We start from the raw sequence: 23,556 nt of genomic DNA on the forward strand, positions 1-23,556 counted from the left end.
TCATATGCCACCAACTGAATACGAAAAACAATATTATCAGCGGCTCGGAAGTGTCTAGATTATCTGTGGCGATTCATGTAACCCTGGAAAGTGACCAGGTGCTGTAGAGTCCTACACCTGCCCACATCAAACAAAAGAGACCCAAAATCGTCAACATGACGAACCGAATCGTAAAATTACGAAGCATTTGCATAGTGTGTTCCTTGCCGTTAGGGAGACACGTCCAGAGACGAGTCTTACCCTCGTTATCGGCAGGCGCTGTGGAAAATATAACCTTTTGTGATTCTTTTTGATTACGGAAAACGATCAACTCAGGTATTTTTCAAACCAGCTTAACGTTCGCTGCCAGGCCAGGCCTGCTGCGGCCTCATCGTATCTTGGCGTAGAATCGTTGTGAAATCCGTGGTTTACACCAGGATAGATATACGCCTCGTAAACCTTATTGTTCAATTTAAGAGCTGCTTCATAGGTAGCCCAGCCATCGTTAATATTTTTATCGAGCTCAGCGTAGTGCAGCAATATGGGAGCCTTAATTCTGGGTACGTCTGCCGCCGGAGGTTGTCTGCCATAAAAGGGAACGGCACACGCCAGTTCCGGGTACGCCACCGCTGAAGCGTTAGCCACACCACCGCCATAGCAAAAACCGGTGATCCCGACCTTACCGGTCGCATTCGGATGCGTTTGCATAAACGTAATCGCCGCGAAAAAATCATTCATCAGCTTTGTCGGGTCAACCTTCTGCTGTAACGCTTTCCCCTCCTCATCGTTTCCCGGATAACCCCCAACCGAGCTTAAACCGTCTGGCGCAAGCGCGATGTAACCGGCTTTGGCCACTCGACGCGCCACATCTTCGATATAGGGATTCAGCCCACGGTTTTCGTGTACCACAACCACGGCAGGAACTTTACCTGTGGCTTTGGCTGGTTTCACCAGATAACCCCGGACTTCGCCATGACCCTCGGGTGATGGGTAATGTATGTACTCCGGCAAAATATCCGGATCGGTGAATTTCACCTGCTCCGCCAGGGCATAGTCAGGCTTAAGCATATTGAACAGCGCCAGTGCCGTGACCCCGCCGACTGCATACCGCGCCGCCAGGTTGAGAAATTCACGTTTGGTGATTTTGCCGTGGGCGTAATAATCATAGTAATCAAGCAATTCTTGCGGAAAATCTTTGGCGGTCAGGCGTGTCATCGCTTATCTCCATGAATTGTGTTTTGATAAGCATAGAATGAAAACGCTGTTTCGAAAATTCATCGACAAGAAAGGAGACATCATGTCCTGGAACCCCTACTCCGGCCGCTATGAGAACATGCAGTACCGATACTGTGGAAAAAGTGGTTTGCGCTTGCCCGCTCTGTCACTGGGCTTGTGGCACAGTTTTGGTCATGTTCAGGCACTCGACTCCCAGCGCATATTGCTGCGCAAAGCCTTCGATCTGGGCATGACCCATTTCGATCTCGCCAATAACTATGGCCCACCAGCGGGCAGTGCCGAGGAGAATTTTGGCCGTCTGCTGCGTGAAGATTTCGCCGCCTACCGCGATGAACTGGTGATTTCGACCAAAGCAGGTTACGACATGTGGCCGGGGCCCTATGGGTCTGGCGGATCACGCAAATATCTGCTTGCCAGCCTCGACCAGAGCCTGAAACGTCTGGGTGTGGAATATGTCGACATCTTCTATTCCCATCGCGTGGATGAGAATACGCCGATGGAAGAGACTGCCTCTGCGCTGGCGCAAGCGGTACAAAGCGGCAAAGCATTGTACGTGGGGATCTCGTCCTACTCGACAGAACGCACTCAGAAAATGGCTGACCTGTTGCGTGAGTGGAAAATCCCGCTGCTTATTCATCAGCCATCCTACAACTTGCTGAACCGTTGGGTGGATAAGAGTGGGTTACTGGATACGCTGGAGGCCAACGGCACTGGCTGTATCGCCTTTACGCCGCTGGCGCAGGGGTTGCTGACAGGGAAATACCTGAACGGTATTCCTGATGGTTCCCGGATGCAGCGCGAAGGCAAAAAGGTACGTGGTCTGACAGAGAAAATGCTGACTGAAGCCAACCTGAACAGCTTGCACTTACTCAATGAGATGGCACATGCGCGCGACCAGACAATGGCGCAAATGGCACTTAGCTGGTTGCTGAAAGATGAGCGGGTCACGTCAGTGCTGATTGGCGCGAGCCGTCCTGAACAACTGGAAGAGAACGTTCAGGCATTGAATAACCTGCGTTTCACCGATGATGAGCTGATGAGAATTGACCAGCATGTCGCGGATGGAGAATTGAATTTGTGGCAGGCGTCGTCGGATAAATAGGTGATATTCCCCTCACCCGCCCTCTCCTCACTGGGGAGAGGTTAGGTTGAGGGGCGAGGGCAAATTACTTCTTACTGATCTTATCCAGATACCCCATCACAAACGCCGACAGTACAAACGTCAGGTGGATAATCACGTACCACATCAGTTTGTTATCCGGGATATTCTTCGCATCCATAAACACGCGTAACAGATGAATGGAAGAAATTGCCACAATGGATGCCGCAACTTTGTTCTTCAGCGACGTGGCATCCATTTTACCCAGCCAGCTCAGCTTCTCTTTGTGCTCGGCGATATCCAACTGGGAAACAAAGTTCTCATAACCGGAGAACATCACCATCACCAGTAACCCACCAACCAGCGTCATATCCACCAGCGACAGCAGCACCAAAATCAGATCCGATTCGGCAACAGAGAAAATGTTGGGCAAGACGTGAAAAATTTCCTGGAAAAACTTAATGGTCAGCGCGACCAGAGCCAGTGAGAGGCCAAAATAAACGGGTGCCAAGATCCAACGAGAGGCATACATTGCGTTTTCGAAAAAGCGTTCCATAGAGTCCTGTCAGCAAACGAAACCAGCGCCCAGTATATCTCAACGGCGATAACAGTTTGCAACAACTAACCAACAAAACACCTACACGTCATCAGGGTTAATTTCTGGGCGCGCGTACTCTGGCCACACCAGCACAACCAGTTCCGGATACGCCTCCAGACTAAACTCGCGAAAACATTGACGTAAGTTTAATACGTCTAAATCAGAATACGACACCTTCTCACCGTTAAGGCAGCGCTTTTTGATATTGTCATAATATTTATAGACTGCTGAATTCAGGTCGCTGCAACGACGCTGAGCTTCAAACAACCCCGGCGTGTCATTAATTTCTGACATCTTCATCCGCTTAATAGTGGCGTGAAGGAAGTCGATATATTCGTGATTCACCCTCCAGTACCATACGGGCGTCACCGAGTTCATCAAAACGGAAAAATGATCTTCCCCTTCCTCTTTAGTCATAGGTTCTGGTTGTAGAGGTTCACTGGCGTCTTTCGACACTTTCGTTTTATTGAACTCATGCATCAATAAAAGAACACCAGCGGTCAGTAATAGTAATGTGACGACCGTAAAAAAAATGCTGTTCATGGGTAGGCTCCATTTTTTTTGATTTTAAAATTGCCTCATGTTATTGTCAACGAATCTCACGCCTTTACCAACCCCACCCTGTTGAAATTAAAGGAAATTAAAATGCTGCCCGACAATCTCGTCCCGGCTAAGTACCACATTGCGCCTGTGGCACAGCAGTCGGCGGAAGCAGAAAAAGAGGCTAATTTCACTCAGGGGAAAAGAAAACTCTCCGATTTTGAGTCCGACATATTAATTGGTGTTTCCCGAACGGGGAAATCCCGTAATATGTTGCTGGAAGAACATGATCGTCATATAAAAGACCGTTTATTCCGTGTTGTAAAAATTGAAGCCTTTGTTCACCTTCTTGAGGATCTGCAGGCTGAAGGTGAAATAGATGCCCAGACACTAAGTCAAATAATGGCTGAAAAAACTAAAGAAATAAATGAAGCGGGTAATGAAATTTGGCTTAATCTTATTACTCGTGAAAAAAATAACCCTATATTTTATAACCTAGGGGAAGATTAACGTGAAGGAAGTTGAAGATAACAACGTTTATTTAACTTTAGATGACAAAAAAAGTGACGAGTTTATCTTAAAGCAAAATCTCGACGCGTTGAAAAACGCTAAAAATGTCGAGATGACCCGTATTACGCAAGACCTGGTATCGATACCAGCCACACTGGTACGCCTGAAATGGCAGAATCGCCGTGAAATTTATGCTTTACAGGTGAAAGAAGAGATTTATGGCGCAGTGATTAATGCCATTATGGAACAACGTCCTGATCTAAAAGAAAAGCTGCTGGGACGCCTGGAAACAAATTATCAATACCTGCTGGCCAGAGAAACCGCGACCCTGCGACTGACCCGTAAATTATCAGAGGGCGAGTATCACACCTCTAATGTCACCTTCGTCGCACTGGATGAAGAGGTCAGTGAATCCAAAACCAACCCACAAGGCTAATTAAATCGAAACACGGCTATTGCCTCTTTCAACTGCCCTGTCTGCTGCTGTTGCTCTTCAGCAACCTGCAATGTTTGCGCGACATGCCGCACATTCTCCTGCACACTGGCGTCAATACTGGCGATACTGCCATTCATCTGCGTAATACTTGCCCGCTGCTGTTCACTCATTAACGAAAGTTCTTCCAGCAATGAACGCAACCCTTCGACATTCTCAATAATGGATTTCATCGTCAGACCGGCCTGCTCAACCTGCTCCACACCGTGCTGAGTAGTGTGCTCTGAAGTGGTGAGGAGATGACGAATCTCTTTTGCCGCCCCTTCGCTACGCTGTGCCAGTATGCGAACCTCAGATGCAACCACGGCAAACCCTTTGCCATGCTCTCCGGCACGCGCCGCCTCGACAGAGGCATTCAGAGACAGAATATTAGTCTGAAACGTAATTCCATCGATCAGCTCCAGAATGTCGTAAATACGTCGTGACTCCTCGTGGATCTGCTCCATGGCACGAATCGCCTGACGAACATTCTCACCGCCCTGCTCTGCAACCTCACTCACGCTTAATGCCATTTCTCTGACCTGAGCCGCCTTGTCGCTGGTCTGCGTGGCAACCATATTGAGATGCTCCATCGCACTGGCTGCCGTCGCCAGCGACGTCGCCTGGTGATCGGTTCGCTCTGAGAGAGCCCGATTGCGCTGGCGCAACGACCTGGATGCTTCCAGTAACTGACCGATGTTTGTGCTGACCTGCTCCAGGGTATTGCGCATCGTGCCTAACGTCAGGCTGAAAGTCCGGGCAAATGAAGAATGCGTGGGGGGCATATCGGCGGCGAGTGTCAGAAAACCAGGTTCCCGATTAATAATGCCCGCAAGCTTTGCAACTTCACTGGCGGAGCGTGCATCTTGCGCCATACGAACCGCAAGCAAGATCAGAATCGCCGTTTGCACCACCACAAATAACCCGTGAAAAACCACCATATGAAACCCGGCGTGCATAAAGATCACCACACCAAACAGGCCATACTCTTGCAGGTAATTAAACACCAGATGATGAACGGCAATCGCAGCCGCCCCCATCAGTAACGGACGCCAGTCGCGCCAGGCCTGGAGGGCCGAGAGAAACACAAACACCGAAAAATGGTACTCGCTGTCGCCATTACCCAACTGAATGATCAGTGCAGACCAGGCCATCAGTATCACGGCAAAACTCAGACGTAACAGCAATGTACCTGGAAATAGCAGGGCTAGCGCCAGCGAAAGAACAAGTAAGAGAGTGCCCATACTTAAGGCCAGTGACACACCGTCATTCATGTAACCGATCCCCAGTGAAACACCCCACATGCCCCCTATCAGTACCAGCATTAACCGGTCAGCACGCTGTCGTATTGCAGCCAGAGAGATGAGTTCGTGTTGAGGTGCATGCGGGTGCAGCCATGTCATCATCGCCATAGAGTTTCTCATGCTGTGCAGGTGAAATACGCCCTTCAGAAGAAGGAATATTATTATTATCTGGCTTAAGCGTAGTGGGTATATTCCGCGATGCCATTCCTGCAGAAGATATATTCTTTCGGGATGAAATTAATTTAATATCAGCTTAACTATCAATGGATTATTTATTTTTTCTACCGTAGGGAAATAACTGTAATGAGAGGGGGCTTAATGCGGGTAATAGAGTGGATACGGTGACGGATGACAAACAAAAAAGCTGGCTTTCGCCAGCTTTTCTTCGTTATTTTGCGGTCGCTTTCTCTTCGCCAACCAGACCAATCTTCAGGTAGCCCGCCTGATGCAGCGTGTCCATTACCCTCATCATGGTTTCATAATCGACGGTTTTATCCGCCCGGAAGAAGACGGTTGTGTCTTTCTTACCGCCCGTCAGCGTGTCCAGAGCCGGAATAACCGATTCATCTGTTACCGGATCGTTCCCCAGGAACATGGACTTATCGGCTTTCACTGACAAGTAGATTGGTTTTTCCGGACGCGGCTGCGGCTGACTGGATGACGCAGGCAGATTGACCTTCACGTCAACTGTCGCCAGAGGCGCGGCGACCATGAAGATAATCAGCAGAACCAGCATGACATCGATAAACGGCGTCACGTTGATTTCATGCATTTCACCGTTATCGTCCAGATTTTCATTAAGACGCATTGCCATAGAATCAGCCTACACGCAGTTTGGACGCAGAATGCACGGGTTTAACAGAACTGGCATTCAGATCCAGATCACGGCTTTGCAGCAGCAGAACCTGCGCAGCAACGTCACCGAGAGTGGCTTTATAGCTGCCGATCATACGCGCGAAGATGTTGTAGATAACTACCGCAGGAATTGCTGCAACCAGGCCAATCGCCGTTGCCAGCAACGCTTCAGCGATACCTGGCGCAACCACCGCGAGGTTGGTGGTTTGAGTCTGAGCAATACCGATAAAGCTGTTCATAATGCCCCAGACCGTACCAAACAAGCCGACAAACGGAGAGATCGCCCCGATAGTCGCCAGATAACCGTTACCGCGTCCCATATGACGGCCTACAGCCGCAACACGACGCTCCAGACGGAAACCGGTACGCTCTTTAATACCTTCGTTATCTTCACTGCCTGCAGAGAGCTCCAGCTCGTTCTGCGCTTCGTTCACTAAAAGGGTTGTAAGGCTTTTCGCGTGGAAGGATGACGTGAAGTCAGACGCCTGATCCAGAGAGCGGGCTTCTGCCAGTTGCTGCTGCTCGCGCTTAAGGCGACGCTTCTGAGAAATAAGCTCTACGCTCTTGCTGAAGAAAATAGCCCAGGTGATCACGGACGCCAGAATCAGGCCGATCATCACAATCTTAACCACGATGTCAGCATGCTGATACATGCCCCAGACGGAGAGATCCGTCTGCATCAAATTATTACCCACTCTGTATCTCCAGGACGCAAATCACAAAATCTGAGCGTAATAATATCAAAACGACGTCGAATTGATAGTAGTTCTCATTAGTATTTACATACTGCCGTAAATTCCGCTCACTTTCCTTGCGCTTACGCAGTAAAAATTTCTTATGCGTATTTTTCATAATATTTTCTGCTTATTCGATAAGCATCCAAGTGCACATTTTTACAATCGTGGTAGTCTGGACGTCCAGACGTATAAAAACAGGGTTGGCAAACATGACAAAAAAGCATCTTGATACCACGCTTGTGCAGGCTGGGCGCAGTAAAAAATATACGCAGGGCTCGGTTAATAGCGTGATCCAGCGCGCCTCTTCGCTGGTGTTTGATACCGTTGAAGACAAAAAAATCGCCACGCGTAACCGCGCCAAAGGCGGTCTGTTTTACGGCCGTCGCGGCACGCTGACCCATTTTTCGCTGCAAGAAGCGATGTGTGAACTGGAAGGCGGTGTGGGCTGCGCGCTGTTCCCCTGCGGTGCAGCGGCCGTTGCCAATACCATTCTGGCTTTTGTGGAACAGGGTGATCACATTCTGATGACCAACACGGCCTATGAACCAAGCCAGGATTTCTGCACCAAAATCCTCAGCAAGCTCGGCGTCACCACCGGCTGGTTTGATCCGCTGATCGGCGAAGGTATCGCAGACCTTATTCAGCCAAACACGCGCATTGTGTTCCTGGAATCGCCTGGCTCTATCACCATGGAAGTTCACGACGTCCCCGCGATCGTGAAAGCTGTGCGCAGCAAAGCGCCAGAAGCCATTATCATGATCGACAACACCTGGGCGGCAGGCGTGCTGTTTAAGGCGCTGGAATTTGATATCGATATCTCCATTCAGGCGGCAACAAAGTACCTGATTGGCCACTCCGATGGCATGATTGGCACTGCGGTTTCCAACGCTCGCTGCTGGGATCAACTGCGTGAGAATGCCTATCTGATGGGACAAATGGTCGATGCCGATACGGCCTATATGACCAGCCGCGGTATCCGTACGCTCGGCGTGCGCCTGCGCCAGCATCATGAAAGCAGTCTGAGCGTTGCTGAGTGGTTAGCCGAGCACCCTCAGGTTGAACGCGTCAATCACCCTGCGCTGCCAGGCAGCAAAGGCCATGAGTTCTGGCAACGCGACTTTACAGGCAGTAGCGGGTTGTTCTCGTTTGTTCTGAAAAAACGCCTCAGCAATGAAGAACTCGCAAGCTATCTGGATAACTTTACGCTCTTCAGCATGGCTTACTCCTGGGGCGGTTTCGAATCACTGATTTTACCTAATCAGCCAGAGCAAATTGCGGCGCTCCGTCCAGGCGGCGAAGTGGACTTCACAGGAACCCTGATCCGTCTGCATATTGGTTTAGAAAATGTTGACGATCTGATTGCGGATTTAGCGGCAGGATTTGAACGTATCGTGTAGAGTGCAGGCTGAAAATGTACTCCCTGGATTCATTTGTGAACACCGCATGCAGAAAAGTCTGCACGAGATGCGCCCGCGATCAAACCAGACGGGCGAAATTGGGAGTACAATAGCTGCATATCTGCTGTTCCACAGGAAAGTCCATGGCTGTTATTCAAGATATTATCACAGCGCTCTGGCAACACGATTTTGCCGCGCTGGCAGACCCACATGTCGTGGGGATTGTCTATTTCGTGATGTTCGCAACCCTGTTTCTGGAAAATGGACTACTGCCAGCCTCATTTTTACCCGGCGACAGCCTGCTTTTGCTCGCGGGAGCGCTCATCGGGAAAGGGGTAATGGACTTCACTCCAACGATGCTGATCCTCACGTCTGCCGCCAGCCTTGGCTGCTGGTTGAGCTATTTGCAGGGCCGCTGGCTCGGCAATACTCGCCTGGTGAAAAGCTGGTTGGCGCAGCTCCCTCATAAATACCATCAACGCGCCACCTGCATGTTTGACAGACATGGTTTGCTTGCGTTGCTGGCGGGCCGTTTTCTGGCATTTATTCGAACCCTTCTGCCAACAATGGCCGGTATTTCCGGGCTGTCTAATCGTCGCTTCCAGTTCTTCAACTGGCTGAGTGCCCTGCTGTGGGTCACCGTGGTGACGTCATTGGGTTACGCGTTGAACATGATCCCGTTTGTGAAGCATCATGAAGATCAGGTCATGACCTTCCTGATGATCCTGCCGATGTTCTTGTTGGTTGCCGGACTGGTTGGAACCATCGCCGTAGTGATCAAAAAGAAATATTGCAGCGCCTGATAACTCCCCTTTCTATCCCCTCTCCCACCAGGAGAGGGGATCACGTTCTTAAGCCCCCTGCATCGCTCTGATCCTTGTTGCATCTTCCCCCGGCGTCACGCCAAAGTAGCGCTTAAACTCCCGGCTAAATTGCGAAGCGCTTTCGTAACCCACCCGCATGGCAGCAGCACTGGCTTTCATCCCGTCATGGACCATCAACATGCGCGCCTTATGCAACCGGTATGTTTTGAGATATTGCAGCGGCGATGTGCTGGTGACTGACTTAAAATTATGATGGAACGCCGATACGCTCATGTTCGCCTCAGAAGCCAGTTGATCCACACTGAGGTTTTCCGTGTACTGGCTTTCAATGCGTTTGAGCACACGACTTATCAGACTGAAGTGTGTCTGACGGCTAACCAGCGCCAACAGCGCGCCACCACCCGGCCCCAGCAGTACATGGAAGAGAATTTCACGGATAATCTGCTTACCCAGAATACGGGCATCCAGCGGCCTGTCCATGACATCCAACAGGCGCTCAATGGCGCAGAGGATCTCATCGGATAACGTCGCGGAGTTAATACCGCTTGCGGCCATCGAGGGCTGGAACAGTTCGTCCTCACCAATTTCCATCAACAGTTCCTGTAACTGGAGAATATCAACGTTTAACCGAATACCCGCCAGGGGAACCGCTTCTGTCGCGAAAGTTTCGCATTCAAAAGGTAAAGGTACTGTCAGAAGCAGATACTCATTGGTGTCGTAGCGAAAGACACGGTCATTGATATAGCCAATTTTATGGCCAGAGAAGAGAAAAACGATGCCAGGCTGGTACATCACCGGCGTACGTGTGCCTGGCTGAGTGCCGTACAGCAGACGAACATCAGGCAATAACTCACTGAGGTTGTTTTCTTTATTTTTCAATCTATTAATTTGTTCTGTGAGCTGCAGGCAAATCTCTTCACGGTTCATCTTCACTGACTCCAGGTACGGTTTCTGACGTTTACAGTGTGCGCAGGTTTTCGTTTTTTCTCCAGTCCTCTGTAGAAATGGGCAAGACATTGGCAGGAATGTGCATTGAGAGGATGGCGTTCAATCGCCACAATGAGCACCATCAGGCAGCCCCGGCTGGCCACGATTTTTCACCCACATAAGGGAACGAGCAATGAACAACTTTAATCTCCACACCCCAACCCGCATTTTGTTTGGTAAAGGTGCAATCTCTGATCTGCGCGATCAAATCCCCGCAGATGCCCGCGTGCTGATCACTTACGGCGGCGGCAGCGTGAAAAAAACCGGCGTACTGGATCAGGTCTACAGCGCTCTGGAAGGTCTGGATGTGCGTGAGTTTGGCGGCATCGAGCCAAACCCGTCTTACGAAACGTTGATGAATGCAGTCAACATTGCCCGTGAAGAGAAGATCACCTTCCTGCTGGCTGTTGGCGGCGGCTCTGTGCTCGACGGGACAAAATTTATCGCTGCAGCAGCACACTACGCTGATGGTGTTGACCCATGGCATATCCTGGAAACCCGCGGTAGCGACATTAAAAGCGCGATCCCAATGGGTTCCGTACTGACCCTGCCAGCCACCGGTTCCGAATCCAACAAAGGCGCGGTGATCTCTCGTAAAACGACGGGCGACAAACAGGCCTTTATGAACGATCACGTCCAGCCAGTCTTCGCGATCCTGGACCCGGTTTACACCTACACCCTGCCTCCACGCCAGGTTGCAAACGGTGTTGTTGATGCCTTTGTTCACACCGTTGAGCAGTACGTGACTTACCCGGTTAACGGTAAAATTCAGGATCGTTTCGCGGAAGGCATTCTGCTGACCCTGGTCGAAGATGGTCCGAAAGCGCTGAAAGAACCTGAAAACTACGATGTACGTGCCAACGTGATGTGGGCGGCAACACAGGCACTGAACGGCCTGATTGGTGCAGGTGTACCCCAGGACTGGGCAACCCATATGCTGGGCCACGAACTGACCGCGATGCATGGTCTGGATCACGCGCAAACGCTGGCGGTAGTTCTGCCTGCATTGTGGAACGAAAAACGTGACACCAAACGCGCCAAACTGCTGCAATATGCTGAACGCGTCTGGAACATCACCGAAGGTTCTGACGATGCACGTATTGATGCCGCTATCGAAGCAACACGTAACTTCTTTGAAGGGCTTGGCGTTCCGACTCGCCTGTCAGGTTATGGTCTGGATGGCAGCTCCATTCCTGCGCTGTTGGCCAAACTGGAAGAGCACGGTATGACCCAGTTGGGCGAACACGGCGACATCACGCTGGACGTGAGCCGTCGTATCTACGAAGCGGCACGATAAGCGTTTTTACACTCCTGCCTTTCGTTTTTTGGCATTTCGTCCAGACTTAATGCACACATGCCATCGGGGGTTCGCCCCCGATGGATGAGCACTTGAAGGAGGAAAAATGGCAAACCAAACCGTAATCAAGCTTCAGGACGGCAATGTGATGCCCCAGTTGGGGCTCGGTGTATGGAAAGCCGGTAACGACGAGGTCGTATCCGCCATTCATAAAGCACTGGAAGTCGGTTATCGCTCCATCGATACCGCCGCCGCATACAAAAATGAAGACGGCGTAGGCAAAGCACTTGCCTCTGCTGATATCCCCCGCGATGAGCTTTTCATCACCACCAAGCTATGGAATGACGATCAGAAACGTCCGCGCGAAGCGTTACAGGAAAGTCTGGATAAGCTTCAGCTTGATTTCGTTGATCTCTATCTCATGCACTGGCCCGTTCCGGCAATCGATCATTACATTGAAGCCTGGGAAGGGATGATTGAGCTGCAAAAAACCGGGCTGGTAAAAAGCATCGGTGTCTGTAATTTCCAGGTTCATCATCTGCAGCGCCTGATTGACGAAACAGGTGTCGCCCCGGTGATTAACCAGATTGAATTGCACCCGCTGATGCAGCAACGCCAGCTTCATGCCTGGAATGCCACACATAAGATCCAGACCGAGTCATGGAGCCCGCTGGCACAAGGCGGTGAAGGGGTTTTCGATCAGCAAATCATTCGTGAACTTGCGGATAAGTACGGTAAGACACCGGCGCAAATTGTCATTCGCTGGCATCTGGACAGCGGCCTTGTGGTAATTCCGAAATCAGTCACACCTGCGCGCATTGCCGAGAACTTCGACGTCTGGGATTTCCGTCTCGATAAAGATGAGCTTGGCGAGATTGCGAAACTGGATCAGGGCAAGCGATTAGGGCCTGACCCGGATCAGTTTGGCGGATAAACAAAAACCCCGGCTCGCCGGGGTTTTTTATTTACGCTTTGCGTTTGACAGGTTTCTTCGCACTTGCAGACCCATTCGAACGCTGGTGCACAATCGGCGTATGTTTGGTCAGTGCCGGACGCGTATTGCGGTTCTGGCGACGAGCTTCGCGCATCTCATCCAGCGTTGGAGCAGGGACAAGACAGTCACGACGTGAACCAATCAGGTGTTTTTTACCCATGTCTTCCAGCGCCAGACGAATCAGCGGCCAGTTTGCCGGATCATGGTAACGCAACAGCGCTTTGTGCAAACGACGCTGCTTGTCACCTCTTGGAACCACCACATCTTCACTCTTATAGCCAATCTTACTGAGCGGGTTTTTACCTGTGTAATACATGGTCGTGGAGTTTGCGAGCGGCGACGGATAGAAGTTTTGCACCTGGTCCAGACGAAAGCGACGCTGTTTCAGCCACAGCGCCAGGTTCACCATATCCTCATCACGCGTACCGGGATGCGCGGAGATGAAGTATGGGATCAGATACTGCTCTTTACCGGCCTGTTTAGAGTAGGTATCGAACAATTCTTTAAAGCGATCGTAACTGCCCATGCCAGGCTTCATCATCTTCGACAATGGGCCTTCTTCGGTGTGTTCCGGCGCAATCTTCAGATAACCACCGACGTGATGCGTCGCCAGCTCTTTGATATAACGCGGATCTTCCACGGCGATGTCGTAACGCACACCGGAGGCAATCAGGATCTTCTTGATACCTTTCAGATCGCGCGCACGACGATAAAGGTTGATCGTCGGCTCGTGGTTGGTGTCCATATGCTGGCAAATATCAGGATAAACGCACGACAGACGGCGGCAGGTTTGCTCAGCGCGCGGTGATTTACAGCGCAGCATGTACATGTTGGCCGTTGGCCCACCCAGATCGGAGATAATGCCGGTAAAGCCTGGAACGGTGTCGCGAATGGCTTCGATCTCGTTAACGATCGAATCTTCAGATCGGCTCTGAATGATGCGCCCTTCGTGCTCGGTAATAGAACAGAACGAACAGCCACCAAAACAACCGCGCATGATGTTGATCGAAAAACGGATCATCTCATACGCCGGAATACGGCTATTACCATACGCGGGATGCGGCACACGCTTGTACGGCAGCGCGAACACGCTGTCCATTTCTTCGGTCGATAGCGGGATCGCAGGCGGGTTAACCCAGATATAACGCTCGCCGTGTTTTTGCATCAACGCACGCGCACAACCAGGATTGGTTTCATGATGCAGAATGCGTGACGCATGAGCATACAGCACTTTATCGCTTTTCACTTTCTCGAAGGAGGGCAGCAACACGTAGGTTTTTTCCCACGGTTTTGGACGCGGAGGTTGAACGATAACGGCTTTCGCTTCGGCCTTTTTCGGTTCGACAGGTTTGTTATCCGCACACGGCAGATCGTCGCCATACGGATGGGGGATCGGGTCGATTTTACCCGGCATATCAATGATGCGGGAATCCACCCCACTCCAGCCCGGTAGTGCTTCTTTGACCATGATTGCCGTGTTGCGTACGTCGCGGATGTTCCCGACTGGCTCACCCTGCGACAGGCGATGGGCGACTTCCACCAGCGGGCGCTCGCCGTTGCCGAAAATCAACATATCGGCCTTGGAATCCACCAGCACCGAACGACGGACAGTATCAGACCAGTAATCGTAATGCGCGGTACGGCGCAGGCTCGCTTCAATCCCCCCCAGGATGACCGGCACGTCTTTCCATGCTTCTTTGCATCGCTGGGTGTAAACCAAAGTGGCACGATCGGGACGCTTGCCCGCGACGTTATCCGCGGTATAGGCATCGTCGTGACGCAATTTGCGGTCGGCGGTGTAGCGGTTAATCATGGAGTCCATGTTGCCCGCGGTCACGCCAAAGAACAGGTTCGGTTTGCCGAGCGTCATGAACGCATCTTTGCTGTTCCAGTCTGGCTGAGAGATGATCCCCACGCGGAAACCCTGAGCTTCAAGCATACGGCCGCAAATCGCCATACCAAAGCTCGGATGGTCAACGTAGGCATCACCAGTTACCAGAATAATATCGCAGCTGTCCCAGCCCAGTTGGTCCATCTCTTCACGGGACATCGGCAGGAATGGGGCCGGTCCAAAACAGGCAGCCCAGTACTGCGGCCAGGAGAAGAGGTCTCGATCCGGCTGGATCAAGGATATTGCGCTCATAATGCTTCCGAAGAAAAAATAAACAAAAGGGCCGGGATTATACGCCGGAACAACATGGGAAATGAAGGGGTATTATGCGGGCTGTTATCCCCTCACCCTAACCCTCCCCATGGGGGAGAGAGCCGGGAATAAGGGGGAAAATTTACGGCGCGGGATTCACCAGCAACTGCCCCACAGAGCCACGATCCGCCATTTCCAGTGTCTGGCTATGGAACAAGAAAGGGAAGTGTGGCCATGAAGGTTGGCCATAATAAACGAGCAGCTCAACCTGCCCGTCCACCCAAACGGTATCTTTCCAGCCCCTGTCTTCCGGGAACGGCATCGCCCCGTTGACGTTACGGATCAGGAAACTGACCCCTTCGATATGGAATGACTGTGGCATATCTGAACGCACAGTCCAGCGTTCCCAGGTCCCTTGCTGTGCGGTGATATCAATGCGATTAACATCCCACAGCGCACCGTTAATCCCCGGGTCGTCCCCCAGACTGATATCCCGGCTGCGCACAGGTGCACCGCTCATGATCTCCTGTGGCAACAAACGCATAGGCAGGCTATCTGTCACCAGCGGCAACAGGCCCGTTGGGCGCAGCGTCAATACCAGCGTTGAGACCAGTATGCTTGAAGGTTCAAAGAAACCGCGAATGCGGTCGACAATGCTCGCCGCTTCACCACAGGTCACCGATACTTCGTCACCGTTGGTCATATCAACCAGAATTTCACGACGTTCACCCGGCGATAACGCCAGTTGTTTCAAAGAAACGGGAGCCGGTAAAAAACCCTGGTCGCCCGAGATCACGTGCAGTGGTCGACCATCGCTCATTTGTAGCTGATAGCGACGTGAGTTTGAAGCATTCAACAGACGTAAGCGCACCCATCCACGAGAGACTTCGACATACGGACTTTGCACACCATTGACCAACAGTGTATCCCCGACAAATCCACCGCTGCCCGGTTCGCTGTATTCCGGCGTACCGAAATTATCCAGACGTTTGTCCTGGATAATGACAGGGAAATCATCCACCCCATAGTGATTCGGAATGGGCAGGGATTTACTCACCTCATCTTCCACCAGCCACATGCCGGCCAGGCCGTTATAAACCTGCTGCGCAGTGCGGTTAGGCGTATTGGCGTGATACCACAAGGTGGCCGCACTCTGACGGATTGGCAACACTGGAGCCCAATCTGCATTGGGGGACATCATACGTGCCGCACCACCAATCAGTGGTCCTGGAACCTGTAAACCGCTGACGGTCATCGCGACATTTTCAGCCGTACGGTTGCTGTAAATCAGCTTAACGTCATCACCGCTCCAGACCCGGATAGTTGGTCCAAGATAGCGGCCATTAACCCCCCAGACCGATGCACGCGTCCCCTGAGTGAACGACCAGTGAGTTCTCTGTAACGTCAGGAACAGCGGCTGTCCGCGACGTGATTCCAGTAGCGGGGGGATAGGCAGCGGCAGTTGCTGCCCGGCGGCGTTGGCAGTCAGCGGAATCGCACCCGCGCAAAGGGCGATCCCTGATGCCTGAATAAACTGACGCCGACTGAGTGACATATGTGCTCCATGTGAAACGACTAACAACGCGGGAATTCGTTTTCCCTTTAACTCCGGCTTAAAGCTTGCCGGAGGCTTCTCTCTCTGCGACTTCTTTGTCGAGCATTTCAATATGGCGAGCCATCAGCTCACGGCAATGCGTCGCGAGTTCACGTACCTGATCTTTACCGTATTTGCTGGTATCGACCGGTGGCAACATTTCGACAATCACCAGTCCGTTTTTCAGGCGGTTAAGATTAATCTTATTCGAAGTATTGGAAACGCACACAGGAATAATCGGTACGCCAGCCGCAATTGCAGCATGAAACGCGCCAGTTTTAAACGGCAGCAAACCTCTGCCACGGCTACGCGTTCCTTCCGGGAACATCCAGATTGAGATCCTGCGTTTTTTAAAGTGATTAACTACTTCGGCAATCGTACCGTGCGCTTTAGCCCGGTTATTACGATCGATCAGCAAGTTGCCGGTAAGCCAATAGAGCAGACCGAAAAACGGAACCCATAGCAGGCTTTTTTTACCCACGGTAACGGTCGGCGGCAGAACGATGTTAGCGGCAGTCACCATATCGTAGTTGTTCTGATGGTTGGCGATAAAAATAGCATTGCCAAAATGCTCTGCACCTTCAGGTAATCGTTTTTCAACCTTCAGACCAAACAGGGGTGCAAGACGGCCAAACATGTGACCAAAGGTAGCAACATGCTTAGGATTACGCGGACTGAACAGGCAATAGATACAGCCGAATACACAGACCAGAATGCAGTAGATAACAGTGAGAATTAAACGAACAATGAATAGCATAGCGACCTCTGAAGCCCCAACAGCTGACAATTATACTTCACCTGTGGCCAGGTAAGGACTTTATTACGAGCGCGTATTGTTAATCGCAACGCACGAATTAACAACGTTTTTACTGGAAATTTTAAAGGAATTCCCCCTCCTGAACGGAGGGGGATGGCAACAGGTTACTCTTCGCTGTCACCCGCTTTGCTGCAACCCGGTGCATCAATCTCCACACGGTCGATACGCTGGAGGCCACGCATCAGCGAACCACGGCGACCACGCTCACCGACAACCTTCTGTAACTCTTCCGGACGAAGTTTGATTTTACGTTTGCCGACATGGATCGTCAGCGTGCTCTGCGGCGGCAGAATGAAGAGATGCGCCAGGCCATCTTCGCCTTTTGCCGCTTCCGCCGACGGGATGTTGATGATCTTGTTGCCTTTGCCTTTCGACAATTGCGGCAGATCGCTCACCGGGAACATCAGCATGCGCCCTGCGGCAGTAATGGCCAGCAGCATATCGCTTTCATCTTCGATGACCAGCGGCGGCATGACGTGTGCGTTATCCGGCAGGCTGATTAGCGCTTTACCGGCGCGGTTGCGCGCAACGAGGTCGTTAAAGGTACAGATAAAGCCATAGCCCGCATCGGACGCCATCAGCAGTTTCTGCTCATCGGCTTCCATCAGCATATGTTCAACCGTTGCACCCGGTGGCAGCGTCAGCTTGCCGGTCAGCGGCTCGCCTTGCCCACGAGCAGAAGGCAGTGTGATCGGATCGATGGCATAGCTGCGCCCGGTGGTATCGATAAACGCCACAGGCTGGTTACTCTTGCCTTTCACGGCTGATTTGAAGCTATCCCCGGCTTTATAACTAAGCCCTGGCGCGTCAATGTCGTGACCTTTGGCGCTACGCACCCAGCCACTCTGAGACAGCACAATGGTGACAGGCTCTGAAGGCTGCATGTCATGCTCGTTCATCGCCTTCGCTTCTTCACGCTCGTGCAGCGGAGAACGACGGTCATCGCCAAAAGCATCCGAATCAGCCTGCAGTTCTTTCTTCAGCAGGTTGTTCATCTTGCGCTCGGACGCCAGAATCGCCTGCAGTTGATCGCGCTCTTTTTCCAGCTCGTTCTGCTCACCACGAATTTTCATCTCTTCCAGTTTGGCGAGATGACGCAGTTTCAGCTCAAGGATCGCTTCGGCCTGAGTTTCGCTGATACCAAAGCGCGACATCAGCGCAGGTTTCGGCTCGTCCTCAGAACGAATAATTTCAATGACTTCATCGATATTGAGAAACGCGACCAGCAAACCTTCAAGGATATGCAGGCGCTTGAGCACTTTCTCCAGACGATAATTCAGACGACGACGCACCGTATCACGACGGAAGGTCAGCCATTCGGTCAGGATCTCAAGCAGGTTTTTCACCGCCGGGCGGCCATCCAGACCAATCATGTTCAGGTTGATGCGGTAGCTTTTTTCCAGATCGGTCGTCGCGAACAGGTGATTCATCACCTGATCCATATCCACGCGATTCGAACGCGGCACAATCACCAGACGCGTCGGGTTTTCGTGATCCGATTCGTCACGAAGATCGTCAACCATCGGCAGCTTTTTATTGCGCATCTGAGCCGCAATTTGCTCCAGCACTTTGGCGCCAGATACCTGGTGTGGCAGCGCAGTGATCACCACAGCGCCATCTTCTTTATTCCACACCGCACGCATACGCACGGACCCGCGGCCATTCTGGTAAATTTTGCGGATTTCTGCCCGTGAGGTGATGATTTCGGCCTCGGTCGGATAGTCTGGCCCCTGCACGATATCCAGCACGTCATCGAGTGTAGTTTTCGGCTGTTCAATCAATGTGATAGCGGCTTTTGCCACTTCACGCAGGTTATGCGGAGGAATATCTGTCGCCATCCCCACGGCAATACCGGTTGTACCGTTCAGGAGGATGTTCGGCAGACGCGCAGGCAGCATTTTCGGCTCCTGCATCGTTCCGTCAAAATTCGGAACCCAGTCAACCGTCCCCTGGCCCAGCTCACCCAGCAGCACTTCGGCATATTTAGACAGGCGGGATTCGGTATAACGCATGGCGGCGAAGGACTTCGGATCATCCGGCGCCCCCCAGTTCCCCTGACCATCGACCAGCGGATAGCGGTAAGAGAACGGCTGCGCCATCAGCACCATGGCTTCATAGCAGGCGCTGTCGCCGTGCGGATGGTATTTACCAAGCACGTCACCAACGGTACGGGCGGATTTTTTGAACTTGGCGCTGGCGCTCAGCCCCAGCTCAGACATTGCATAGACGATGCGGCGCTGAACGGGTTTCAGGCCATCACCGATAAACGGCAATGCCCTGTCCATGATGACGTACATGGAGTAGTTCAGGTAGGCATTTTCCGTGAATTCATGTAGCGCGAGGCGCTCTGCCATATCGCTCATTAAATGTGATTCCTCAACTCAGAAACCTGTGGGTTTCAGGCAATATTGCCGCAGATACTACCTTATCTGACGAGTTGAGTCACAAAGAAAAAAGGCCGCACTGGCGGCCCTTTTTTGCTTTATTTATTCAGTTTGATGACCTGTTTAACGTCGATTTCAAACTCATTCCACTCTTTGTCGACTTTGCCCTGAATCTCGACCTTATCCTGTGGGGTAATGGTTTGTCCGTTCCAGCGTTTGTGGTCAATTTCAATATTCACCGTACCGCTTTCATCGCGGAACAGATAGCGATCGTCAGACTGGCGCTCTGTAATGTTGCCACGCAGTTTCACCCAGGCGTCGTCTTTGAGGTCTTTCACCTTTGCCGCCGTGGTGAGATTAGCGTCATTATCTACGAAGCCACCCTGCGCAGGTTGGCTCTGAGTTTGCGTGGCTGATGGGCCATTAAAACCACCCTGGGCGGCGAAAACCGGGGCGGTGGTCATCATCATGATGGCCGCAATTGCAGCGAATTTTTTCATCATTTTCTCTCCCTTTGATGTCGTTTCAGAGTCCATTAAACAGGGTAAACCTTAACAACTTCTTAAGGGGGAAATTTATTTATTATTACTGTACAGCAGGCGCGTACAGAGGGTTTACTGGGCCATCAAGGAGGGAGCAATGCGTATTTTACTGGTAGAAGACGACAAAATGATTGGCGACGGTATTAAGGCCGGACTCACGAAAATGGGGTTTAACCTTGACTGGTTTACCGACGGTGAAACCGGGCGAGCCGCACTGTATACCGCTCCTTATGATGCGGTGATCCTCGATCTGACCCTGCCAGAAATGGATGGGCTGGCGATCCTGCGTACCTGGCGGGAAAACGGCCGTCGCGAACCGGTACTGATTTTAACCGCGCGGGATGCGCTGGCTCAGCGGGTTGAAGGGTTGCGTCTGGGCGCGGATGACTATCTGTGTAAGCCGTTCGCACTGATCGAAGTGGCCGCCCGACTCGAAGCCCTGGTACGTCGCAGCCATGGTCAGGCACGCAGTGAATTACGCCACGGTAACGTGACACTCGATCCCTCAAGCCTGATAGCCACGCTCAACGGAGAGGCGCTGGCCCTTAAACCGAAAGAATTTGCTCTGCTCGAACTCCTGATGCGCAATGCCGGGCGCGTGCTACCGCGTAAACTCATCGAAGAGAAGCTTTACACCTGGGACGATGACGTTTCCAGCAATGCCATTGAAGTACACGTCCACCATCTGCGCCGCAAACTCGGAACCGATTTTATCCGCACTGTCCACGGCATCGGTTATACCCTGGGTGACGTATGAAACTGACACAGCGCCTGAGCCTGAAACTACGGTTAACCTTACTCTTTTTACTGCTGGCACTGGCGGCGTGGTTTGCCGCAAGCGTGGTGGCCTGGCAGCAAACGACCCATAAGCTGGACAAGCTGTTCGACACCCAGCAGATGCTGTTTGCCAAACGCCTGCTCACGATGGAATTCGACGAACACAATGCGCCTGTCCTGATGCGCGATGTGCCCAAAAAGGCAAAACATGGCCACCTGGATGATGATGCGCTGGCCTTCGCCATCTTCTCGACAGACGGCAAAATGTTGCTGAACGATGGTGAAAATGGGCGGGATATTCCGTATCAATTTCGTCGGGATGGGTTCACGAACGGTCATTTACAGGATGATAAAGACGAGTGGCGTTTTCTGTGGCTGACTGCCCCCAACGGTCAATACCGCATTGTGGTCGGTCAGGAGTGGGAATACCGCCAGGAGATGGCGCTGGATATCATTACCTCTCAACTGACCCCCTGGCTGGTGGCGCTGCCGCTGATGCTGCTCGTGCTGATCGTGTTGCTCAGCCGGGAGTTAAAACCACTGAAAAAGCTGGCGCAGACCTTACGCTCTCGCTCGCCTGATGCGACCGATAAACTGCCTACGGATGGCGTCCCGGTGGAAGTTCGCCCTCTGCTCGACGCGCTGAATCACCTTTTCACCCGCACTCAGGAGATGATGGTCCGTGAACGGCGTTTTACCTCGGATGCCGCCCATGAGCTGCGAAGTCCGCTAACGGCGCTAAAAGTGCAGACCGAAGTGGCTCAGCTTTCGGGGGATGATCCCGAGATCCAAAAGAACGCTCTGGCACAACTGCACGCCGGAATTGATCGGGCCTCTCGCCTTGTCGAGCAGCTTCTGACCCTGTCGCGCCTGGATTCTCTCGATAATCTGGACGATGTAGAACCCATTATCATCGCCGAGTTGCTGCAATCCGCCGTGATGGATATCTACCATTCGGCTCAGCTGGCCGGTATCGATATTCGCTTAACCGTCAAGGCTCCGGAAGCAACACGCGCAGGCCAGCCGTTACTGCTGAGCCTGCTGGTGCGTAATCTGCTGGATAACGCCGTACGTTATAGTCCACGCGGCAGCATTGTGGATGTCACGTTTGATGTCCGAGGCTTTACCGTACGCGACAACGGGCCGGAAATTTCACCCGCGGCGCTGACTCGGATTGGCGAACGGTTTTATCGCCCGCCTGGACAAAATGCCACCGGCAGCGGGCTGGGATTATCCATCGTAAAACGGATTGCCGCGTTGCATGGCATGCATGTTTCTCTGGGCAATGCGCAGGAAGGAGGGTTTGAGGTGAAGGTGCGTTGGTAGCGTCATTATTGCTTATCACGCAAAAGACTTTGCACATTTTGCTCATTTTACCGTTTCGTCCTCGCGCGTAGAATAACCGCCAGACTCTCATCTCCGAGGATAAATAATGAGCAACATACTGATTATCAACGGTGCGAAAGAATTCGCACACTCTAAAGGCCAGTTGAATGACACCCTGACCGAGGTCGCGGACGGTTTCCTGCGCGACGCCGGGCATGATGTTAAAGTCGTTCGCGCAGACAGCGATTACGACACCAAAACCGAAGTGCAGAATTTCCTGTGGGCCGATGTCGTTATCTGGCAGATGCCAGGCTGGTGGATGGGCGCGCCCTGGACGGTGAAAAAATACATGGACGATGTCTTTACCGAAGGTCACGGCTCACTGTATGCCAGCGATGGTCGTACCCGCTCGGACGCATCCAAAAAATACGGTTCCGGCGGCCTGTTACACGGCAAAAAATACATGCTGTCCCTGACGTGGAATGCCCCACTGGATGCCTTCACCGATGAAGAGCAGTTTTTCCATGGTGTGGGTGTCGATGGCGCATATCTGCCCTTCCATAAAGCCAATCAGTTCCTTGCCATGGCGCCGCTGCCAACCTTTATCGTAAACGACGTCATTAAAATGCCGGACGTCCCGCGCTATATCGCAGAATATCACAAGCATCTCGGCGAGATTTTTGGTTAACTGGTCGTTCAAAAGTAGACCCGACATCATTCGAGCTAAGGCTTGAGGAACAAAGGGTATAGAAGGAGTTAACCATGCTTACTGTGATTGCTGAAATCCGAACTCGTCCAGGACAACATCACCGCCAGGCGGTACTGGACCAGTTCGCGAAGATTGTTCCAACCGTACTAAAAGAGGAAGGTTGCCACGGTTATGCGCCGATGATCGACGCGGCTGCTGGCGTGAGCTTCCAGACCACCGCTCCTGACTCAATCATTATGGTTGAGCTGTGGGAAACGGTCGCACACCTTGAAGCCCATCTGCAAACGCCACACATGAAAGCGTGGGGCGACGCGGTGAAAGGCGACGTTCTGGAAACGCATATCCGTATTCTGGAACAAGGGGTTTAACCTCTCCCTCTCCCTCTCCTTTTCGGGAGAGGGAACATGATTCCCTTCCGCTTTACATTCCGGCATT

23 protein-coding genes and 1 pseudogene are annotated in these 23,556 nt (G+C 52.0%); 11 read left to right on the top strand and 13 right to left on the bottom strand.

All coding sequences use genetic code 11. The features are described from left to right. Nucleotides 1–76: 76 nt before the first annotated feature. Together GF617_RS27020 and yghX are read right to left on the bottom strand one after the other, a co-directional pair. Nucleotides 77–193 (bottom strand): annotated as a pseudogene (locus GF617_RS27020) (hypothetical protein); the annotation flags it as partial. A gap of 113 nt (nucleotides 194–306) precedes the next feature. After that, nucleotides 307–1,194 (bottom strand): YghX family hydrolase, encoded by an 888-nt coding sequence (gene yghX, locus GF617_RS01790; RefSeq protein ID WP_181620797.1) that lies wholly within the window; start codon nucleotides 1,192–1,194, stop codon nucleotides 307–309. 82 nt (nucleotides 1,195–1,276) lie between these two features. Between yghX and GF617_RS01795 the strand changes: the two genes are divergently transcribed. Further along, nucleotides 1,277–2,317: an aldo/keto reductase gene (locus GF617_RS01795; protein ID WP_181620798.1), complete on the top strand. Its 1,041-nt coding sequence runs from the start codon at nucleotides 1,277–1,279 to the stop codon at nucleotides 2,315–2,317. A 64-nt stretch (nucleotides 2,318–2,381) separates the two neighbouring features. On the opposite strand, the gene GF617_RS01800 is transcribed toward GF617_RS01795, so the two are convergent. Both GF617_RS01800 and GF617_RS01805 read right to left on the bottom strand, forming a co-directional pair. Continuing rightward, entirely contained in the window at nucleotides 2,382–2,870 is a 489-nt protein-coding gene (locus tag GF617_RS01800; protein ID WP_181620799.1) for a TIGR00645 family protein, read from the bottom strand. Nucleotides 2,871–2,951: 81 nt separating this feature from the next. Further along, a complete protein-coding gene (locus GF617_RS01805) occupies nucleotides 2,952–3,455 on the bottom strand; it encodes an ESA_00282 family adhesion-associated protein (protein WP_181620800.1) in 504 nt (167 codons plus the stop codon). 102 nt (nucleotides 3,456–3,557) lie between these two features. On the opposite strand from GF617_RS01805, the gene GF617_RS01810 reads away from it, so the two are divergent. Together GF617_RS01810 and GF617_RS01815 are read left to right on the top strand one after the other, a co-directional pair. Next, entirely contained in the window at nucleotides 3,558–3,962 is a 405-nt protein-coding gene (locus GF617_RS01810) for a hypothetical protein (RefSeq protein ID WP_181620801.1), read from the top strand. A gap of 1 nt (nucleotide 3,963) precedes the next feature. After that, nucleotides 3,964–4,398 (top strand): cytoplasmic protein, encoded by a 435-nt coding sequence (locus GF617_RS01815; protein ID WP_181620802.1) that lies wholly within the window; start codon nucleotides 3,964–3,966, stop codon nucleotides 4,396–4,398. Here the strand turns inward: GF617_RS01815 and GF617_RS01820 are convergent. The 3 genes from GF617_RS01820 to exbB all read right to left on the bottom strand — a co-directional run bounded on the left by GF617_RS01820 (nucleotide 4,395) and on the right by exbB (nucleotide 7,288). Continuing rightward, nucleotides 4,395–5,846, bottom strand: a complete 1,452-nt coding sequence (locus GF617_RS01820; protein WP_203450936.1) for a methyl-accepting chemotaxis protein — start codon at nucleotides 5,844–5,846, stop codon at nucleotides 4,395–4,397. The two genes, GF617_RS01815 and GF617_RS01820, sit on opposite strands and share 4 nt — an antisense overlap. 280 nt (nucleotides 5,847–6,126) lie before the next feature. Next, on the bottom strand, nucleotides 6,127–6,552 hold the full coding sequence (gene exbD, locus GF617_RS01825) for a TonB system transport protein ExbD (RefSeq protein WP_181620804.1): 426 nt from the start codon (nucleotides 6,550–6,552) through the stop codon (nucleotides 6,127–6,129). A 4-nt stretch (nucleotides 6,553–6,556) separates the two neighbouring features. After that, a complete protein-coding gene (gene exbB / locus GF617_RS01830; RefSeq protein ID WP_181620805.1) occupies nucleotides 6,557–7,288 on the bottom strand; it encodes a tol-pal system-associated acyl-CoA thioesterase in 732 nt (243 codons plus the stop codon). Between the two features lie 251 nt (nucleotides 7,289–7,539). Between exbB and metC the strand changes: the two genes are divergently transcribed. Beyond that, nucleotides 7,540–8,727 carry a cystathionine beta-lyase gene (gene metC / locus GF617_RS01835; RefSeq protein WP_181620806.1) on the top strand — a complete coding sequence of 396 codons (1,188 nt, stop codon included), beginning with the start codon at nucleotides 7,540–7,542 and terminating at the stop codon, nucleotides 8,725–8,727. Between the two features lie 143 nt (nucleotides 8,728–8,870). After that, nucleotides 8,871–9,530, top strand: coding sequence for a DedA family general envelope maintenance protein YghB (gene yghB / locus GF617_RS01840; protein ID WP_181620807.1), 660 nt, complete (start codon nucleotides 8,871–8,873; stop codon nucleotides 9,528–9,530). A gap of 48 nt (nucleotides 9,531–9,578) precedes the next feature. Here yghB and GF617_RS01845 read toward each other — a convergent pair whose 3' ends face one another. Continuing rightward, on the bottom strand, nucleotides 9,579–10,478 hold the full coding sequence (locus tag GF617_RS01845) for an AraC family transcriptional regulator (protein ID WP_181623834.1): 900 nt from the start codon (nucleotides 10,476–10,478) through the stop codon (nucleotides 9,579–9,581). Between the two features lie 193 nt (nucleotides 10,479–10,671). Between GF617_RS01845 and yqhD the strand changes: the two genes are divergently transcribed. Both yqhD and dkgA read left to right on the top strand, forming a co-directional pair. Next, entirely contained in the window at nucleotides 10,672–11,835 is a 1,164-nt protein-coding gene (gene yqhD / locus GF617_RS01850) for an alcohol dehydrogenase (protein ID WP_203450937.1), read from the top strand. 106 nt (nucleotides 11,836–11,941) lie between these two features. Beyond that, nucleotides 11,942–12,769: a 2,5-didehydrogluconate reductase DkgA gene (gene dkgA, locus GF617_RS01855; protein WP_181620809.1), complete on the top strand. Its 828-nt coding sequence runs from the start codon at nucleotides 11,942–11,944 to the stop codon at nucleotides 12,767–12,769. A 31-nt stretch (nucleotides 12,770–12,800) separates the two neighbouring features. Here dkgA and GF617_RS01860 read toward each other — a convergent pair whose 3' ends face one another. From GF617_RS01860 to GF617_RS01880, 5 genes are all read right to left on the bottom strand, one after another. Next, nucleotides 12,801–14,972, bottom strand: a complete 2,172-nt coding sequence (locus GF617_RS01860) for a YgiQ family radical SAM protein (RefSeq protein WP_239006296.1) — start codon at nucleotides 14,970–14,972, stop codon at nucleotides 12,801–12,803. 142 nt (nucleotides 14,973–15,114) lie between these two features. Further along, nucleotides 15,115–16,527 (bottom strand): cell division protein FtsP, encoded by a 1,413-nt coding sequence (ftsP, locus tag GF617_RS01865; RefSeq protein WP_181620810.1) that lies wholly within the window; start codon nucleotides 16,525–16,527, stop codon nucleotides 15,115–15,117. A 58-nt stretch (nucleotides 16,528–16,585) separates the two neighbouring features. Next, on the bottom strand, nucleotides 16,586–17,323 hold the full coding sequence (plsC, locus tag GF617_RS01870; RefSeq protein ID WP_181620811.1) for a 1-acylglycerol-3-phosphate O-acyltransferase: 738 nt from the start codon (nucleotides 17,321–17,323) through the stop codon (nucleotides 16,586–16,588). 164 nt (nucleotides 17,324–17,487) lie between these two features. After that, complete coding sequence (parC, locus tag GF617_RS01875) at nucleotides 17,488–19,746, bottom strand: DNA topoisomerase IV subunit A (protein WP_203450938.1); 2,259 nt, start codon at nucleotides 19,744–19,746, stop codon at nucleotides 17,488–17,490. Nucleotides 19,747–19,865: 119 nt separating this feature from the next. Further along, nucleotides 19,866–20,267 carry a YgiW/YdeI family stress tolerance OB fold protein gene (locus GF617_RS01880; RefSeq protein WP_181623836.1) on the bottom strand — a complete coding sequence of 134 codons (402 nt, stop codon included), beginning with the start codon at nucleotides 20,265–20,267 and terminating at the stop codon, nucleotides 19,866–19,868. Nucleotides 20,268–20,406: 139 nt separating this feature from the next. Here GF617_RS01880 and qseB point away from each other — a divergent pair, with 139 nt between their 5' ends. The 4 genes from qseB to GF617_RS01900 all read left to right on the top strand — a co-directional run bounded on the left by qseB (nucleotide 20,407) and on the right by GF617_RS01900 (nucleotide 23,489). Then, a complete protein-coding gene (gene qseB, locus GF617_RS01885) occupies nucleotides 20,407–21,066 on the top strand; it encodes a quorum sensing response regulator transcription factor QseB (RefSeq protein ID WP_203450939.1) in 660 nt (219 codons plus the stop codon). Continuing rightward, a complete protein-coding gene (gene qseC / locus GF617_RS01890; RefSeq protein ID WP_203450940.1) occupies nucleotides 21,063–22,412 on the top strand; it encodes a quorum sensing histidine kinase QseC in 1,350 nt (449 codons plus the stop codon). The genes qseB and qseC overlap by 4 nt, the downstream gene beginning before the upstream one ends. A 106-nt stretch (nucleotides 22,413–22,518) precedes the next feature. Continuing rightward, entirely contained in the window at nucleotides 22,519–23,100 is a 582-nt protein-coding gene (locus tag GF617_RS01895) for an NAD(P)H-dependent oxidoreductase (RefSeq protein WP_203450941.1), read from the top strand. Between the two features lie 74 nt (nucleotides 23,101–23,174). Further along, nucleotides 23,175–23,489, top strand: a complete 315-nt coding sequence (locus tag GF617_RS01900) for a putative quinol monooxygenase (protein ID WP_203450942.1) — start codon at nucleotides 23,175–23,177, stop codon at nucleotides 23,487–23,489. Nucleotides 23,490–23,556 lie beyond the last annotated feature (67 nt).

The organism is Lelliottia sp. RWM.1 (assembly GCF_016859735.1).
Taxonomy (GTDB): Bacteria; Pseudomonadota; Gammaproteobacteria; order Enterobacterales; family Enterobacteriaceae; genus Enterobacter.

What these genes read in the sequence shown, in the direction of transcription:
- yghX (WP_181620797.1), bottom strand. Translation starts at nt 1,194, where the DNA reads ATGACACGCCTGACCGCCAAAGATTTTCCGCAAGAATTGCTTGATTAC.
- GF617_RS01795 (WP_181620798.1), top strand. Translation starts at nt 1,277, where the DNA reads ATGTCCTGGAACCCCTACTCCGGCCGCTATGAGAACATGCAGTACCGA.
- GF617_RS01800 (WP_181620799.1), bottom strand. Translation starts at nt 2,870, where the DNA reads ATGGAACGCTTTTTCGAAAACGCAATGTATGCCTCTCGTTGGATCTTG.
- GF617_RS01805 (WP_181620800.1), bottom strand. Translation starts at nt 3,455, where the DNA reads ATGAACAGCATTTTTTTTACGGTCGTCACATTACTATTACTGACCGCT.
- GF617_RS01810 (WP_181620801.1), top strand. Translation starts at nt 3,558, where the DNA reads ATGCTGCCCGACAATCTCGTCCCGGCTAAGTACCACATTGCGCCTGTG.
- GF617_RS01820 (WP_203450936.1), bottom strand. Translation starts at nt 5,846, where the DNA reads ATGGCGATGATGACATGGCTGCACCCGCATGCACCTCAACACGAACTC.
- exbD (WP_181620804.1), bottom strand. Translation starts at nt 6,552, where the DNA reads ATGGCAATGCGTCTTAATGAAAATCTGGACGATAACGGTGAAATGCAT.
- metC (WP_181620806.1), top strand. Translation starts at nt 7,540, where the DNA reads ATGACAAAAAAGCATCTTGATACCACGCTTGTGCAGGCTGGGCGCAGT.
- yghB (WP_181620807.1), top strand. Translation starts at nt 8,871, where the DNA reads ATGGCTGTTATTCAAGATATTATCACAGCGCTCTGGCAACACGATTTT.
- GF617_RS01845 (WP_181623834.1), bottom strand. Translation starts at nt 10,478, where the DNA reads ATGAACCGTGAAGAGATTTGCCTGCAGCTCACAGAACAAATTAATAGA.
- yqhD (WP_203450937.1), top strand. Translation starts at nt 10,672, where the DNA reads ATGAACAACTTTAATCTCCACACCCCAACCCGCATTTTGTTTGGTAAA.
- dkgA (WP_181620809.1), top strand. Translation starts at nt 11,942, where the DNA reads ATGGCAAACCAAACCGTAATCAAGCTTCAGGACGGCAATGTGATGCCC.
- GF617_RS01860 (WP_239006296.1), bottom strand. Translation starts at nt 14,972, where the DNA reads ATGAGCGCAATATCCTTGATCCAGCCGGATCGAGACCTCTTCTCCTGG.
- ftsP (WP_181620810.1), bottom strand. Translation starts at nt 16,527, where the DNA reads ATGTCACTCAGTCGGCGTCAGTTTATTCAGGCATCAGGGATCGCCCTT.
- plsC (WP_181620811.1), bottom strand. Translation starts at nt 17,323, where the DNA reads ATGCTATTCATTGTTCGTTTAATTCTCACTGTTATCTACTGCATTCTG.
- parC (WP_203450938.1), bottom strand. Translation starts at nt 19,746, where the DNA reads ATGAGCGATATGGCAGAGCGCCTCGCGCTACATGAATTCACGGAAAAT.
- GF617_RS01880 (WP_181623836.1), bottom strand. Translation starts at nt 20,267, where the DNA reads ATGAAAAAATTCGCTGCAATTGCGGCCATCATGATGATGACCACCGCC.
- qseB (WP_203450939.1), top strand. Translation starts at nt 20,407, where the DNA reads ATGCGTATTTTACTGGTAGAAGACGACAAAATGATTGGCGACGGTATT.
- qseC (WP_203450940.1), top strand. Translation starts at nt 21,063, where the DNA reads ATGAAACTGACACAGCGCCTGAGCCTGAAACTACGGTTAACCTTACTC.
- GF617_RS01895 (WP_203450941.1), top strand. Translation starts at nt 22,519, where the DNA reads ATGAGCAACATACTGATTATCAACGGTGCGAAAGAATTCGCACACTCT.
- GF617_RS01900 (WP_203450942.1), top strand. Translation starts at nt 23,175, where the DNA reads ATGCTTACTGTGATTGCTGAAATCCGAACTCGTCCAGGACAACATCAC.